Source organism: uncultured Bifidobacterium sp. (assembly GCF_949292005.1).
In the GTDB taxonomy this organism is placed as follows: domain Bacteria; phylum Actinomycetota; class Actinomycetes; order Actinomycetales; family Bifidobacteriaceae; genus Bifidobacterium.
Genome location: NZ_CASEXV010000029.1, coordinates 62,937 through 78,750, shown reverse-complemented (window position 1 = coordinate 78,750; position 15,814 = coordinate 62,937). Strand labels below are relative to the sequence as shown.

General features: G+C 62.2%; 13 protein-coding genes and 1 pseudogene. All 14 read left to right on the top strand.

The window, feature by feature from the left end; translation table 11 throughout:
• Nucleotides 1-460, top strand: a pseudogene (locus Q1X90_RS02325) (polyribonucleotide nucleotidyltransferase); the annotation flags it as partial.
• Between the two features lie 205 nt (nt 461-665).
• Complete coding sequence (locus Q1X90_RS02320) at nt 666-1,244, top strand: LemA family protein (protein WP_300766072.1); 579 nt, start codon at nt 666-668, stop codon at nt 1,242-1,244.
• A gap of 60 nt (nt 1,245-1,304) precedes the next feature.
• Entirely contained in the window at nt 1,305-3,476 is a 2,172-nt protein-coding gene (locus Q1X90_RS02315; RefSeq protein WP_300766042.1) for a DUF2207 domain-containing protein, read from the top strand.
• Nucleotides 3,477-3,634: 158 nt separating this feature from the next.
• Entirely contained in the window at nt 3,635-4,507 is an 873-nt protein-coding gene (locus Q1X90_RS02310; protein ID WP_300766040.1) for an aldo/keto reductase, read from the top strand.
• A 43-nt stretch (nt 4,508-4,550) separates the two neighbouring features.
• Complete coding sequence (locus tag Q1X90_RS02305; RefSeq protein WP_300766038.1) at nt 4,551-5,522, top strand: polyphenol oxidase family protein; 972 nt, start codon at nt 4,551-4,553, stop codon at nt 5,520-5,522.
• 99 nt (nt 5,523-5,621) lie between these two features.
• Complete coding sequence (locus Q1X90_RS02300; RefSeq protein ID WP_366944449.1) at nt 5,622-6,464, top strand: IspD/TarI family cytidylyltransferase; 843 nt, start codon at nt 5,622-5,624, stop codon at nt 6,462-6,464.
• A gap of 9 nt (nt 6,465-6,473) precedes the next feature.
• Complete coding sequence (locus Q1X90_RS02295; RefSeq protein ID WP_300766036.1) at nt 6,474-7,127, top strand: pyroglutamyl-peptidase I; 654 nt, start codon at nt 6,474-6,476, stop codon at nt 7,125-7,127.
• Between the two features lie 109 nt (nt 7,128-7,236).
• Nucleotides 7,237-8,613, top strand: coding sequence for a cell division protein (locus Q1X90_RS02290; protein WP_300766033.1), 1,377 nt, complete (start codon nt 7,237-7,239; stop codon nt 8,611-8,613).
• A 221-nt stretch (nt 8,614-8,834) separates the two neighbouring features.
• Complete coding sequence (locus Q1X90_RS02285; RefSeq protein WP_300766065.1) at nt 8,835-10,172, top strand: C1 family peptidase; 1,338 nt, start codon at nt 8,835-8,837, stop codon at nt 10,170-10,172.
• A 135-nt stretch (nt 10,173-10,307) separates the two neighbouring features.
• Nucleotides 10,308-11,408, top strand: coding sequence for a 3-deoxy-7-phosphoheptulonate synthase (locus tag Q1X90_RS02280; RefSeq protein WP_300766063.1), 1,101 nt, complete (start codon nt 10,308-10,310; stop codon nt 11,406-11,408).
• A 35-nt stretch (nt 11,409-11,443) separates the two neighbouring features.
• Entirely contained in the window at nt 11,444-12,667 is a 1,224-nt protein-coding gene (locus Q1X90_RS02275; protein ID WP_300766061.1) for a 3-deoxy-7-phosphoheptulonate synthase, read from the top strand.
• A gap of 13 nt (nt 12,668-12,680) precedes the next feature.
• Nucleotides 12,681-13,412, top strand: coding sequence for a 5'-methylthioadenosine/S-adenosylhomocysteine nucleosidase (gene mtnN / locus Q1X90_RS02270; RefSeq protein WP_300766059.1), 732 nt, complete (start codon nt 12,681-12,683; stop codon nt 13,410-13,412).
• 104 nt (nt 13,413-13,516) lie between these two features.
• The gene (locus Q1X90_RS02265) at nt 13,517-14,911 is read left to right on the top strand and encodes an ATP-binding protein (protein WP_300766030.1); all 1,395 of its coding nucleotides are present in this window, start codon (nt 13,517-13,519) and stop codon (nt 14,909-14,911) included.
• A 5-nt stretch (nt 14,912-14,916) separates the two neighbouring features.
• The gene (locus Q1X90_RS02260) at nt 14,917-15,621 is read left to right on the top strand and encodes a response regulator transcription factor (RefSeq protein WP_300766057.1); all 705 of its coding nucleotides are present in this window, start codon (nt 14,917-14,919) and stop codon (nt 15,619-15,621) included.
• The last annotated feature ends 193 nt before the right edge of the window (nt 15,622-15,814 follow it).

The window sequence follows — 15,814 nt, the reverse complement described above, 5'->3', positions numbered from 1 at the left end:
GGGAGTTGATGACCGTGGCAAGATCTCGCTCGCCGTTCCCGGGTTCGAGGATCAGGAGCAGTCGGCTCCCCGCGGTGGACGTGACCGTGCTGACCATGGTGACCGTGGTGATCGACGCGATCGCCGTGGTGATCGTGGTGACCGTGGTGGGTACCGTGGCCGCTCGGATCGTGACGATCGCAACGATCGCGGAGACAGGTACGAGGATCGTCCCCGCCGCCGTCACTATGAGGACAGGTATGACGACGATCGTCGCTCGGATCGTGACGAGGATCGTCCCCGCCGCCGCTCTTCCGACCATGACGACCATGAGCGCCATGAGCGCCGTGACCGTAGGAATGACCGGAATCCGCGTTACGCCGCCGACGAGAACTATGACGAGTACCGCGCCGACCGTGAGGAGCGCTCGGAGCGTCCACGCCGCCGGGTGCGCCGGGACTTCGATCCCTTCGAGGACTGATTCGCCGGCTCTGGCCGTCCGCGTGAGGTCAATATGAGGTCCACGTGAGGTGGGCTATGGGTGACGGGACCGCGACGTGCGAAACGTCGTGGTCCCGTTTTTTTTACCATGCGTGTCTATGCGTGGTGTCCGCCGTCGATCACTGGTCGCTCTATTCTGCTTTAATTGATTGGAAGCGAGCGCGAAGGAGCCAGACATGAACACCTTGAACACCGGAACCATTGTCCTTATCATTGTGGTGGTTCTGGTTGTGGCCATCATCCTCTGGGGAATCCACGCGTACAACTCACTGATCACTCTGCGTAACCGTGTGGGAAACGGGTGGGCGCAGATCGACGTGCAGCTCAAGCAACGTTCGGACCTCATACCGAATCTTGTGGAGACCGTCAAAGGTTATGCGACGCATGAGTCGGGCGTTCTCGCCGAGGTGACGAAGGCCCGCGCGGGTGTTGTGGCCGCTGCCTCGGATCCGCAGGCGACCACCGCGCAACGCGCCGAGGCGGAGAACGCCCTGTCCAAAGCCTTGGTGAATCTGCGCGCGACGGCCGAGGCGTACCCCGACCTCAAAGCCAATCAGAACTTTCTTGACCTGCAGAACCAGCTGTCCCAAATCGAACAGAAGATCGCCTACGCGAGGCAGTTCTACAATGACGTCGTCCTCAAGCTCAACACCGCAGTGGAGACCTTCCCGACGACCATTGTCGCAGGTATGTTCCATATCGGGCACTCACAGTACTTCCAAGCGGATGAGGGTGCTCGACAGGCGCCTCAGGTGAAGTTCTAAAACAGCCGTGAATCCGTCGACGTTCGTGAGGTTGCCGGCGCTTGTCGGAAGGAAGTCGCCATGCCGCTGAAGAAGGTTCTCACACGGGCGGGTGCGTCTCTGCTGGGAGCTCTGCTCATCGTGGTGGTGGTCGTTTTCGTCGCCCTCGGGACATCGAATTCCGCGGACCTTAGTTACCGGTCGTTGAACTACGATGCCACGATTCTTGCCAATGGGGATATGCGGATCGTTCAGACGATTGACGTGCGCCTCAATGAGCGGGATTCTGGCCCATGGAGACAGCTGTATCAGGATTACACCCTCAAAACGTCGAACCTCACGTCCATCAGCGATGTGTCGGTCACCAACCTGAGCACTGGGAAGTCTTTTTCTCAGTTAGACAGTCCGCGCACACCAAGCCAGGTGTCCTCCTCCCAATGGGAGAGCTCATACGCGAACCACTGGTACCTCGCCGACGTGACGAACGGGACGGATTCGCTGGAATCCTATGATTCCTCAACCAGCGTCACCTCGGACCGTACGGTGGAGGTCGGTTGGAACATCCCGGCGACCGAATCCGCCAACAGCATGCGCTTCCGTGTGTCGATGACCTTCCATGGTGTGGCCACCGCCTACAGTGATGTCGCCGCGCTCCAGTGGGAGCCCTTTGGCACCTCGAACCAGGTCCCGATCGGGACGGTGACCGGCGTCGTCCGTTTTCCGGATGGTGTCACGAAGTCCAATTCCTGGGCGTGGCTTCATGTGACGGGAACATCCACGACGTCAAGGGATTCCGATGGCACGCTGCGTTTCACGGCATCCGATGTCCGCTCGGGCCAATATCTCGATGTCGTGGCCATGTTCGACGTCAATGCCGCCTCGGGTGTCGCCCGGCATAGCGATGCGGCGGCGAAATCGCGCATCATGACGGAGGAGACACGTCAGGAGGAGGAGTGGCGGGCCCAACAGCGCGCAAATGCTGTGCGGACGGTGGCCATATGGACAGCCATCATTGTTTTCGGGCTGGCGTTCCTTATCCTTGGCATCAGGGGATCCGTCAGGTCCAATCGGCTCGCGAGGTATCGAGGCGGTCTCGATTACTGGCGTGATCCTCCTGATATGAGTCCGGCCAGCGCGGCCGCACTACTGGACATCGCCGAGGGCGGAGTGCCATCATCGACGCTGCAGACCCGGCAGATGAGCTCCACGGTGCTGTCCCTTGTGTCGAAAGGCGCCATCGCAGTATATCCTGGACCTGCCGCGATCTACCGGGGCATGGACCTGACGGCGGCGTCGGCTGCCGATGTCGCGGCGGCGCTCCGTTCCAACGGAGAGGCCCGTTCGTCCATGGCCTCGACCAGCACCGTGGTTATCCTCCCGGTCTGTTCGGCCGACCGCTCCTCCCTTCAGCTGAGCTCCTCGGAGGACGCCGCGCTCGCGCTTCTTGAAACGGCGGCGCGGAGGCTCAAAAATCCGGCTTTTGGACTTGACTCCCTTTCCAAGGCATTCTCCGGTTGGCAGGGGGGCGCCAAGATCCAAAGCAGATTCGTTGATGCCGCGGCTAACGAGTTCGCCATGCTGGGCGTCACCTGTCACGACGGCGCCATGGCGACGGCATGCGGGTTTCTGGCTCTCTTCGACGCGGCCCTCGCCTTGGCGTTCGGCGCGCATCAAGGGTCGTTGGCGTTGATTCTCTCCGTGGGTTTTCCGCTGCTCGTCGGCGCGTTGCTCATACTAGCAACGAAACGCACCGAAGTGCTGACCGATGATGACGGGCAGAAACTGGCGGGACAGGTCGTGGGGCTCAAACGCTATCTGACCGATTTCAGCGATTTCTCCGATCGTGGGGTCGCGGATATCACCTTGTGGAACCGTTACCTTGTCTATGCGGCCGCCTTCGGAATCAGCGAGGTGGCCATCCGGCAGCTTGCCAAGGCATGTCCCCAACTGTCCGATCCGCAATGGCTGGACGCCAACGCGGTCGGATCCCTGATCTACTGGTCGTATCGTCCATGGATCATCGTCCCCAGTATGGCCGGAGCGTCCGCGGGGACGTTCGTCCCACCACAGGGAACCGCTTTCCGCGGCGGATTAGGGGATATCGGAGCGCAGCTTGACGGCAGCTTCTCGCAACTACGATCCACAATCGCGGCGGCATCCGCCCCATCCAACACCAGTGGGGGCTCCTTCTCTGGCGGCGGCTTCGGCGGCTCGTTCGGCGGGTCTGGTGGCGGCTCGTTCGGTGGGCGCTGACGGCTTCCGCGGTCCGAACCACGCGGTTCGGGCGCAGTCTCGTTCATGCCCTGCCTCTATGGTGGGGGAGGATCCCCGTTATGCCTTCCGGTGGACTGCAGGATACGGTGTGACGATGCCACACGCTGCCATAGCGGCGAACATATAAGGAGAAAGTCATGGTTCTTCATCGCAATCTCGGACCTTTCGACACCACGGCCATCGGCCTTGGCGAGATGCCGCTCACAATCGAGAACAACCTCGGCCACGACATGGGCATCGACACGATCCACGCGGCCTTGGATGCAGGGTGCCGGCACATCGACACCGCGTGGGCGTACTACTGCTCGGGCGGGGAGGAACAGACCGGCGAGAAACTTGTGGCCGAGGCGCTGTCGACATGGCATGGCCCGCGCGGGGAGGTCTCCGTCGCCACCAAAGTCGGACATTTCCGCAACTTCACTGATGGCCGTCCCACGTGGGATGTCGATGGACGGCCGGAGAACCTTCTGCGGCGTGCCAAGGAATCCGCGATGGCATTGGGTGTGGACTCCATCGACCTACTGTATTTCCATCGTCCCGACCCACGTATCCCGTACGCGGAGTCGATTGAGGCGATTCGTCAGCTGGTGGACGAGGGTGTGGCCAGAACGGCCGGAATCTCCAACGCATCCGTCGAACAGATCGATGTCGCCCGGGGGATTCTGCGCGATGACCTCATCGCGGTCCAGAACCAGTTCTCTCCCATTTATACCCAGACCGCGGACACTCTGCGGCACACCGAATCGCTGGGGATCCCTTTCGTGTGCTGGAGTCCGCTGGGTGGATTCCGCAAGCCTAAGGATGATTCGACTTTCGATCCGTTCCGCGGCGTGGCCGACAAATACGGTGTGAGCTACCAGCGAGTGGTGCTGGCATGGGAGCTTTCCCAGGGGGGAAACGTCTTCGTGATTCCCGGGGCGCATCGTCCGCAGACCATTGTGGATAGTCTTCAGGCGGGCGACCTGATCCTGGATGATGAGGATCTCGCAGCCCTGCCGTGCGTGGACTGAGAGCGGATCGGGGGCGCGTCCATCACCGCGTAGTATGAGGCCCATGACTCCTGAAAACGACACCATCATCGACAGCAACGCGTTGTCCCCCGTGGACGGCGAGGGCAGACCCATTCCAGTCACCATACCGATCGCATTGGCTCCAGGAGTGAAGGTCGTGTACAGCACTCGGTTGGGCGGTGTCAGTGAGGGGGACGCCGCTTCGTGCAACCTTGGAGGCCGCGGAGGGGACGACCCCGACAGAGTGCTTGCCAACCGGGAGGCGTTGTCCAGAACGGTCGGGGCGCCGATTCTTCTGGTGTCTCAGGTCCATTCGGCCACAGCGGTCGACGTGGACGCAGCATCGTGGGTCGAGACGCCGTACGGCGCTGACGTGGTCGACGATGATGGTGCGATAATCGCCGCAGATGCGATGGTCTCCACACGCAGGTCCGTGGGATTGGGCATATTCGCGGCGGATTGTCTTCCCGTTCTTCTCGCGGATCCGCAGGCCGGTGTCATCGCGGCCGCTCACTGCGGGCGCAGAGGTGTGGTTGGCGGCGTTGTCGGGTCCACTGTCCGTCTGATGCTGGAGAAGGGGGCCGATCCCAATCGAATCGTAGCCACGTTGGGGCCGCGGATCTGCGGAAGCTGTTACGAGGTGTCCGATGATATCGCGGATGAGTTCGAATCCCATTGGCCGGGATCCTCGACGCGGTCGCGTTTCGTGGGCCGTGGTGTCGATCTGGCGTTCTCGGCTCGGCGCTCGCTTCTCGAGTCCGGCATCCATGCGGACAACATCGTCGATTCCGCTTCGCGGGTGGCTGCGACGACCCGCTATCTGGAAAGCGACGCGGAGCTGGCCCTGTTGTGCTCGCGCGACGGGGAGGGGAGCCCGGATCTGGGACATCGTCTGGATTCCGTGGATGATGTGATGTGCACCATGGAGAATCCATTGTGGTATTCGCATCGTCGGGCGTCCATCGCCCGCAAGAACCTCGAGGGTCGCATGCTCGCCGTCATCTCGATGGTGTGAGGAGGCGTCGCTGTCTCTGCGGCTGGAGCTTTTCGGATTTTTGGTGAGGGAAGGGCCGATGCGGCTGTCAGGACCGGGGTGGTCAATACCATGGAGCGCATGAGCGATGAGAGAGAGAACAGGGACGGTGATGTCGGTGTGGGTTCGCCGTCGTCCGGTGGCGGACGGCATGATGGCGGGAGCGTCCCCGTTGTCGCGGTGGTTCTTGCGGCTGGCTTGGGAACGAGATTTGATCCTCTCCGACCAAAGCAGCTGGTGAGCGTTGGCGGTCGGCCCGTGGTCGTGTGGAGCGTTGAGGCCTTTGAATCCGATGAGCGAGTGACCGACATCCTTGTCGTCGTAAACCCCCAGGTCCGCCATGCGGTGGAGCGTCTCGCCGATGAACGCGGGTGGGGAAAGGTCCGTGCTGTGATTGACGGTGGCGAGCAGCGCAGCGACAGCACGGCGAGGGCGCTGACGATGCTTGCTGGAGCTGGAATACCGGGAAATGCCAAGATCCTCATCCACGATGCGGTTCGTCCCTTCGTCGGTCAACGGTGCATCGATTCCTGCATCGAGGCGCTGGATGGTTGTGATGCGGCCACCGTCGCGGTCGCATCGACGGACACCATTCTGGTGGCGTCCGAGTCCAAGGGGATGCGCGTCGTGGCGTCGGTCCCCGACAGGAGCGTGATGTACCGCGCCCAGACACCTCAGGCGTTCCGCTTCGAAACCCTGAGTGAGGCCTACAGGAGGGCGTTCCGTAACCCGGGCTTCACGCCAACCGACGACACAAGGGTGGTTGTCGACTATCTTCCGGACACCAGTGTCCTGATCGTTCCGGGAGATGAGACGAATATCAAGATCACCACGCGCGACGATATGCCGGTCGCCGAAAGAATAGCCGCGTCGCTTCTGCCATGCCCGGATGCGCAGCGGGCCTCCGAAGCGCAGGGGCGATAGACTGGGCTCATGCGCAGGCTCACTGTTGTCGTGTCGGGATTCGACCCCTACGAGGGGGTCGAGGTCAATCCTTCGCGCCGTGTTGTGGAGACGCTGTCCCGTCAGGGCATCCCCTCGGATGGGGGAGCCGAGTGCGAGATCCACGGCGTCGTCCTTCCGGTGAGCTTCTCCAAGGCCTGGCCTGGACTGAGGGATGCCATCGAGGCGCATCATCCCGACATCGTCGTGGCCACAGGCCTCAAACGTCGGGCCCGTGCCGTCGAGCTTGAGAGATGCGCGACGAATATGATGGACGCGGTCAGACCGGATGCGGACAACATGTCTCCCCGTGGGACCCCGGTGAGGGATGAGGGCCCCGCCGCCTATTGGACGCGACTTCCCCTGCGGTCGATACTGCGGGACTTCTCTACGGACGGGATCGCGTCGACGTTAAGCTCTGATGCCGGAACCTTTGTGTGCAACTCGTTGTTCTATCAGCTGCTCGACTGGGCCGGCGGACAGAACAGGGTCCTCGCGGGATTCGTGAGCCTTCCGCCGGTCGCTCCCGCGGGCGTGGGGGACGGGGGGCTCGCCCTTGACGTCCAGATGAGGGCCTGCGCCGATGTCATCGTGAGGACCGGAGAGTATTTCCTCGCTGCCGAGAGCGAGGTCAAGGGTGTGTGAGGGTATGTGCGAGATCGTGGTTTCGCCGCCGTTTCGTGGCCCCCTTGCGATACAGTGCAATCGGTGAGTTGGTTGCGGACGTGATGCGTCCGTCGTGAAAGGACACAGCATGGTGGATCGGTTCCCGGTCGTGTTGCGGGGTTACGACAAAGACAAAGTTGACGAGGCCTTCATTTCGGCCCAGGAGACCCTGACGCGGCTGCGCGAGCAGGTGAGGTCGAGCGACGAGGCGATTCTGCAGTTGCAGGCGAAGCTTCAGGAGGAGAAGACCAACGCTCGGAAGGCCGAGAAGGGTGGGACCTTCGCATCGCTCGGAGCCAATGCGCAGCAGTTGCTCGCATCGGCTGAGCAGACAAGCTCCGAGCTGTTGGAGAGGGCGAAGCGTGACGCCGAGTCGATTCGGCAGGAGGCCAAGGCGCAGGCGCAGACGTTGCTCAACAACGCCCGGCTGGACTCGTCCCACATCATCTCCGACGCCAATGCCAACGCGGCCACGATAGTCGCGAAGGCCAAGAGCCAGGCCGACACGATTCTCACGGACGCCAAGAACGATTCCGCCCAGATTCGCGCCCAGGCGGCGAAGGACGTGACGGAGCAGCGCGATGCGACCCGGCTGGAGCTTGAGAACGCCCGGCAGGAGGCCTCGAAGCGCCTGTCATCCGAAAGGGCCTCCCAGGAGCGTGAGATGGCCGATTTGAAGGCCAAAACATCCCAGTGGGTCGCAGCACAGCGCAAGGCCGCCAGTGATGAGATCGCTCAGATGAAAAGCGACACGAACGACCAGATCGAAGCGGCTCTGGCCGACGCGAACAAGAAGCTCGCCGATGTTCGCGCGCAGGTGTCGCGGATGATGACCGATGCGCAGCGAAAAGCCTCCGAGATAACCGATTCCGCCAATTCCAAGGCGCAGAGCATCAAGGACCAGGCCGAGGTGCACCGCGCCTCCGTCATCAGCAAGGTCAGCGCCGAGGTAGAGCAGGTTCGTTCCGACATCGCCGCCCAGCAGGACGAGGCCACGAAGAAGGTCAACGAACTTCTCGCCCAGCTCGACGAGCGTCGATCCGAGGCGAAGAAGGAGGCAGACGAGCTCGTGTCCAAGGCCTCGGACGTCCGCAAGGAGGCCGATGAATATTCCGCGTCCGTGAGGGCGCAGGCCGACGCGAAGTCGGCTCAGATCATCGACGCGGCGTCCAAGGAGGCTGCGCGTCAGGTGGAGGCGCGCAGGCTCGCCGCCAAGGACGAACTGGACGATTTGCAAAACCATATCGCTCAGCTTCAGGAGCGCGAGTCCATGATCACGCAACGCGTCAGCGAGCTGCGCACGATGTTCGCCAAGGCCTTCGCTGGCTTCAGCTTCGGCGACGACTCCACGTCCGACGACTCCACGCCAACGGATGGTGGGCGGTCCGACTCGGGAGCGGATGACCGCACGCAGGCTCTTGTCGTGGATGGCGATTCCCGGAACGGGGGCGTGGCGAGAGGCTGATTCCCGGTTCGGAGTGCGGGCCCTTTCTCATGGTGTCGTTCAGGCGGGCCCTGGGCGCCGGCAATATCGCGTGTGGCTCATCACTGGTGACGTTGGTGGCGCCCGCGCGATATTCTTGACTTCGTCGTGGGGTCCGACACGGCCCCGGCGGCATCCATATGCCTACAGGCATTGTCCGATCGCTTACAGTGCCATCCCACAAGGATGACGGAAGGAGCATGATGGTTTCCATCACGCCATTGGATCAGTCCGCTCTTGAGGATCTTCGCGGGGACTTCGCCGCGAGGCCCGCGAATCGTATGGCCATGAACGCCGTCACGACGTCGGGCATTCAAAAGGTGGCGCTCAACTATGAGCGCGCCCGGAGGCTCCAGCGCCGTTTCTCGGTAAGTCTTGACAACGGGACCGTGACCAACCAGAACAGGTCAGGCCGTTGCTGGCTGTTCAGCTCGTTGAATGTGGCGCGTTTCGTGGCGAAGAAGTCCCTCAACCTCAAGGAGTTCGAGTTCTCGCAGAACTATGCGATGTATTTCGACAAGCTTGAGAGAGTCAACTATTTCCTCGGGGACATGGCGGATCTTGTCAGGTCCGGAGAGCCTCTTGACTCACGGCTGTTCCAGCATCTTCTGACGGATGTCATGGGCGATGGCGGCCAGTGGACCATGGCGATGAATGTGTACCGCAAATACGGCGCGGTGCCGCAGGACCTGTTTCCCGAGACCGCGTCGTCGAAGAGCACGGGTGAGATGAATGTGCAGCTGCGCTCGCTACTGCGCACCGCGGTGTCCCGTATGTCGGCGGACCCATCGTCCATCGACTCGATCGTGGCCGACGCGCTGCGTGCCGGCCACCGCATCCTCACCATCCATCTCGGCGAACCCCCCCGCAGTTTCGACTGGGAATGGACGGACAAGGACGGCGTCTTCCACCGCGACGGCGAACTGACACCGGTCGAGTTCTGGAAGAGGTATGTCGACGCTGGTTTGGAGGACTACGTCTGCCTGGTCGACGATCCGCGTCCCGAGCACCCCAAGGGCCGCAAGATCGGCATCGAGCATCTGGGTAACGTCGTCGGCGGATCCCCGACTGAATATCTCAATGTGCCCAACGATGTGATGAAGGACTGCGCGCGGCGTATCCTCACAGACCTCAAGCTGCCCGTGTGGTTCGGCGCGGACTGCCATCCCATGATGGATCGTGAGAGCGGCGCCTGGGCCACCGACCTCTTCTCGTATGGCGACGTGTACGATGTCCGCTTCGACATGGACAAGGAGAACCGTGTGCGGTTCGCGGACTCCGCCATGAACCATGCGATGGCCTTCGTGGGCGTCGATGTGGATGACGACGGAACGACCACCCGGCGTTGGAGGGTGGAGAACTCGTGGGGTGACAAGATCGCCGACAAAGGGTACTTCACGATGTCCGACGATTGGTTCAGCGAGTTCGTATACGAGCTGGCGGTGCCGCGTTCCATGCTCTCCAGGGAGTATCAGGACGCGTTGGACAAGCCCGCGATCATGCTTCCGGCCTGGGACCCGATGGGGGCGCTCGCCCGGTAGCGTGGACGGCCCGGTAGCGCGGACGGCCCGAGCGTGGCGTGCTCGGGTGGATATGATGTGGAGTTTACCGCCTCAGCGGCGGGGAGGGTGATGAAGGTGACACAGCTGCGAGGTCCCGACAGTTCGCATGACGCGATGATGTTCGATGCGAGCGCGGTGTTCCCCGAGACGGTGGATGTGAACATCCGCCAGCTGGACCCCATCCCCGCCCCCCGGACGTTCCTGAAGGAGATCCCGCTCACATCCGACATGAGTTCCCTCGTGCTGCGGTCGCGTCGGGAGATCCGTGATGTGCTGCACGGCGATGACGACCGTCTTCTCGTGATCGTGGGTCCGTGCTCCATTCATGATCCGCGCGCGGCGCATGAGTACGCCATACGTCTGTCGGCCATGAGCCGCGAATTGGGGGACAGGCTCCTCATCGTCATGCGCGTGTACTTCGAGAAGCCCCGCACGACGATTGGATGGAAGGGTCTGATCAACGATCCGGACCTCGACGGGCGCTTCAACATTCGCAAAGGCATGTTCCTGGCCCGGCGCACGCTCGCCGATGTGCTGTCGCTGGGCCTTCCCGCGGCGACGGAATGGCTTGATCCCATTACGCCGCAGTATCTATGCGATTTGATCAGCTGGGGCGCGATAGGCGCGCGCAACACCGAATCCCAAGTCCACCGCGAGCTCGCCAGCGGACTGTCCATGCCGGTGGGATTCAAGAACTCAACTGACGGCTCCATCAAGGCGGCCGCTGACTCATGCTATGCCGCCGCCTTCGAGCACCACTTCCTGTCCATCAATCTTGATGGCCGCGTCATCTCCGCGCAGACGCGGGGAAACAAGGATTGCCATGTCGTCCTCAGGGGGTCGTCCACCGGTCCAAACTACGATTCGCAGTCGGTTCGGCAGACGCTTGACGAGTTGTCGCGTCTGGAGGTTCCCGGGGCATGCAGGAACGGTGTGGTGATTGACGCCGCCCATGGAAACTGCGGCAAGGACGAGGTTCGTGAGGCCCATGTCGTGGAGGAGATCGCGGAAAGGCTCGCCGAGGGAGAGCATGGAATCCTGGGAATCATGATGGAGAGCTTTCTGGAGGGGGGCTGCCAGGATCCAGGACCTTTGGACTCCTTGGTCTATGGTTGCTCGATTACGGATCCATGCGTTCCGTGGGACCGGACCCAGGAGCTTCTCCGCGTTCTCGCCGACGCAGTGGATCGGCGCAGAAGTCTGGAGGCATCGTGATGACCACCGACGGCAAACGTGATTCGGCCACGAATATGCCGAAGGATCCGAACCGCACATCGGACACGTGCATTCCGGTCGCGGCGCTTAACACCCCCGAGGAGCTGCGCGCCATCCATCGGGCGATGTCCGAGGGGAAGAACCCGTTGGTGGCCACGGATGTTCCGCGTTGGGAGGATGAGGTCGGCGTCAGCCGCATCGTCAATAGGCGCGTGCTTGAGCTTGAGCCGCTGCCCACGCCAGCCGAGGTGCTCACCGAGTTGTCCATGTCGCATCAGGCGCAGGAGACGGTGGCCTATTCGCGCGATGAGATTCGCGCCTGCCTCTATGGGCAGGATGATCGCCTTCTGGTGATCGTCGGACCATGTTCGGTCCACGACCCGCGAGCCGCTCTGGACTACGCATCACGATTGGCGGCGCTCCGTGAGGAGCTTGGAGACCGTCTGATGATCGTCATGCGCGTGTACTTCGAGAAGCCCAGAACCACAATCGGATGGAAGGGTCTGATTAACGACCCCGACATCGACGGGAGTCATCGCATCACCAAGGGGCTTCTGCTCGCGCGTCGCATCCTGCTGGGGGTCCTCGACAAGGGGCTGCCGACCGCGACTGAGTTTTTGGAGCCCACCTCCCCGCAATATCTGGCCGATACGATCAGCTGGGGCGCGATCGGCGCGCGCAACACCGAATCCCAGATCCATCGCCAGCTTGCCAGCGGGCTGTCCATGCCGGTGGGATTCAAAAACGCCACCGACGGTTCGGTGAAGGCCGCCATCAATGGCTGTTACGCGGCTGCCCAGCGCCACGCCTTCTTCGGAATCGACCATCGAGGCCGCGCCTGCTCGGTTGAGACGCTTGGCAATCCGGACTGTCATGTGGTTCTTCGCGGATCCATTCATGGCCCTAATTACGACGCGAAATCGGTGTCCGCCGCGATGGCCGCCATCCGTGCGGAGATGCCTGCGGACTCCGCGGCCGCCCATGGCCTGGTTATCGATTGCTCGCATGGTAATTCCGGCAAGGACGAGCACCGTCAGGCGCAGGTGGTCAGAGATATCGCGTCGCGGATCGCCGCCGGGGAAAAAGGGATATCGGGCGTCATGATGGAAAGCTTCATCGTGGGAGGGAACCAGAAGGCTGCACCCTTGGAACAGCTGGTGTATGGGCAGTCGATCACGGACAGGTGCCTGTCCTGGGACGACACAGTGGTTCTGCTCAGAGAGCTGGCCTCGGCGGTTTCCGTGAGGCGCTGGAGATGAGATGAAGGAAAGGATGGACATGGCGGGGACGATTGCCATCATTGGGGCGCTTGAGGAGGAGACCGCGTTGATATGCGGTTCGCTCAGCGGCGCGGTGACGCATTCAGGCGCTGGGGTCGATGTCACGGTCGGCACGCTGGAGACGAACGATGGTGGTTCGGTGCGTCTCGCGGTGACGGTGGGAGGCATGGGACTGGTGAACGCCGCCGCGACCACGCAGCACCTCATCGACGGGTACCATCCCGACGCGGTCATCTTTTCGGGAATAGCAGGCAACCTCAACCCATCCCTGCACGTCAATGATGTGGTTCTGGGGCGGACGTTGCGATATCTCGACACCGATATGAGGCTGGTCGGCCAGTGGAAACCCGGGACGGCGGAGTTCCACAGTGACGAAAGTCTGCTGGAAGTCGCGGACGAGGTGCTCTCCGACCATGGAATCGTTCATATCGCGGGCGTCATCGCCTCGGGGAACCGTTTCGTCGACACCGATGAACTTCGTGAATCCGCACGTGAGCAGACGCATGCCGATGCGGTGGAGATGGAGGGCGCTGCTGTGGCGCATGTGGCGGCGAGGAACGATGTGCCCGTTCTTGTCATTCGCGGTCTCAGCGACAACGCGGACACCGATTATGAGGAGTTCGCGGATTTCGACGTGTCGCGGTTCGCAAACACCGCGGCCTCGGTGGCGGTCGACATAACGCGTCGTTGGATTCCGGGAGGGACCTGCGGCATCCGTGGTTAACGCTGGGCGAACTCTTGATGACCTCGGGGTTATCGCCGGCCGACGCGGGTATGGTGGCTGACGGAGGATCGGTCGCCGCACTATGCCGAGGAGCGTGAAGCCACATGGATGTCATCGTTGGCCCTATGGTCGCCGGAGTGGCGCTTGGCACCGCGCTGTGCATGGTCATCGTGATCCTCTTCCGACGGGGGTCGCATGCCGGCCGTCGCGTTGTGGACGCGGTGGACGGCCGTTCGGCTGGGCCGGATGGCTTCCGTCCGGAGGAACTCGTTCTGTCGTCGACGGTGCGTGGATTGGTCGAGGCGATGCCGGACGCCGTGGTCATCGTCGGTGCCACAGGTCTGATCTCCTATGCGAGCGCCCAGTCTGAATCGCTTCCCATCAGACATGGCGGCAGACTGGTCGCGCCCGATCTTCTGACCATGCTTTCTCAGGTCGTTGAGGATGGCCGGACGCGGGAACGGGAGATTGGACTGAAGGGTGTCGGTGGTGCCGGCCCGTCCGCGCCCTCCACAGGCAGGGGCGTGTCGCCCGGCGAAGTCCCCGCGTCGGCGCTCACTTATCTCCGGGTGCGTGTCGCCCGAGTGGGTGACGGAATCTATGTCATGTTCGTCAGGGACATCACGGAACGTAGACGATTCGAATCCCTGCGCCGTGATTTCGTCACCAACGTGTCCCACGAGCTCAAGACGCCCGCGGGAGCCATATCCCTGCTGGCGGAGACGATCCACGACGCCGCCGACGATTCGGACGCGGTGCGGTATTTCTCGTCGAGGGTGTCAACGGAGTCGGCCCGCCTGGTGGAGTTGGTCGGCCGGCTGATCGATGTGCAGCGGGCTGATATCGCCGATCCCATTGTGGAGGTTGTTCCCACGTCGGTGATGAATGTCGTGAACGACGCGGTGAGACGGACCGTCGTCCAGGCGAAGGACAAGGGGACGGACGTCCGGGTTTCGGTGGATGGCGACGAGGACGTCGAACATTCTGGCAGGGACCATCTGGTCATGGCCGACCGTGAGGCACTTACCGTCGCCGTCAAGAATCTGGTCGAGAACGCCGTAAGGTACTCGCCGTCGGGATCGGTTGTCGAGGTCGCCGTGTCGGGGGGTCAGGGCACGGCGTCCATCCGTGTGGTCGACCGTGGAATAGGAATACCGCAGGAATCCTTGGGCAGAATATTCGAACGTTTCTACAGAGTGGATCCTGCGCGGTCCCGTGCCACCGGGGGGTCCGGTCTGGGGTTGTCCATCGTGAAGCACTGCGTGCAGGAATGCGGCGGCAGGATTTCGGTCTGGTCGAAGGAGGGAGAGGGCTCGACGTTCACGATCGAGCTCCCCGAGTCTCCCGTTCCTTCGGCGGACCAGCATGGCGATGTTTCGGACCGTGGCAAGAGGGCCGTGGACGATGGGACTTCGACTTCGGGGAGCCTTGGTCAGGACGATCCGGGTCTGGAGAATTCGAATAGGACGACCGACGGATCTGATCGGGGAAGGATTTGACGATGGTGACGCGTGTGTTGATAGTGGAGGATGAGGAGTCGTATCGGGCGCCACTGGCATACCAGCTCACCCGCGAGGGCTACGAGGTGGACGCAGCGGAGACGGGCGAGGAGGGGTTGGAGCTTTTCACACGAGGCGGGATCGACATTGTCGTGCTCGATCTCATGCTTCCGGGCATCGACGGGATATCCCTGTGCCGGCGCATCCGGGAGCAGAGTCGCGTTCCCATCATCATGCTCACCGCCAAAAGCACGGAGATCGACAAGGTCGTCGGATTGGAGATCGGGGCCGACGACTATGTGACCAAGCCGTATTCCTTCCGTGAGCTTCTGGCGCGGATACGGGCCGTTCTCCGCAGGAACTCCTCCACATCCGTGGCATTGGAGGAGGATGCGGACGGGAACCTTCCCCTTGTCTGTTCGAGGGTGTCGATGCAGGTGGGGCAGCATGAGGTTCTGGTCGACGGCTCGGTCGTTTTCTTCCCCCTCAAGGAGTTCGAGCTTCTTGAGTATCTGCTTCGCAACAAAGGCCGCGTGATGACCCGTCATCAGCTCATCGACCGCGTGTGGGGGTCGGATTACGTCGGCGACACCAAGACGTTGGACGTGCATGTCAAAAGAATCCGTTCGAAGATTGAGCGGGACCCCGCGCATCCCGTCATACTCACCACCGTCAGGGGACTCGGGTACAAGATCGACGACCCCCAATAACCTCTTGTGGTCGGCGGGGAGCGTTCCGGGCACAAGTGTTCATCGTCCGTTCACCTCAATCGGCATATCCGCCCGCCATCCCTTCCTAGTCTGGAGATGTCACGAACCACAGTGCGTCGTGGTCGATGGCGGTGGCCGGTATGGCCATGGTCGGTGGGCGCACGGGCGGTCATATCGCCGTTGAAGGATAACA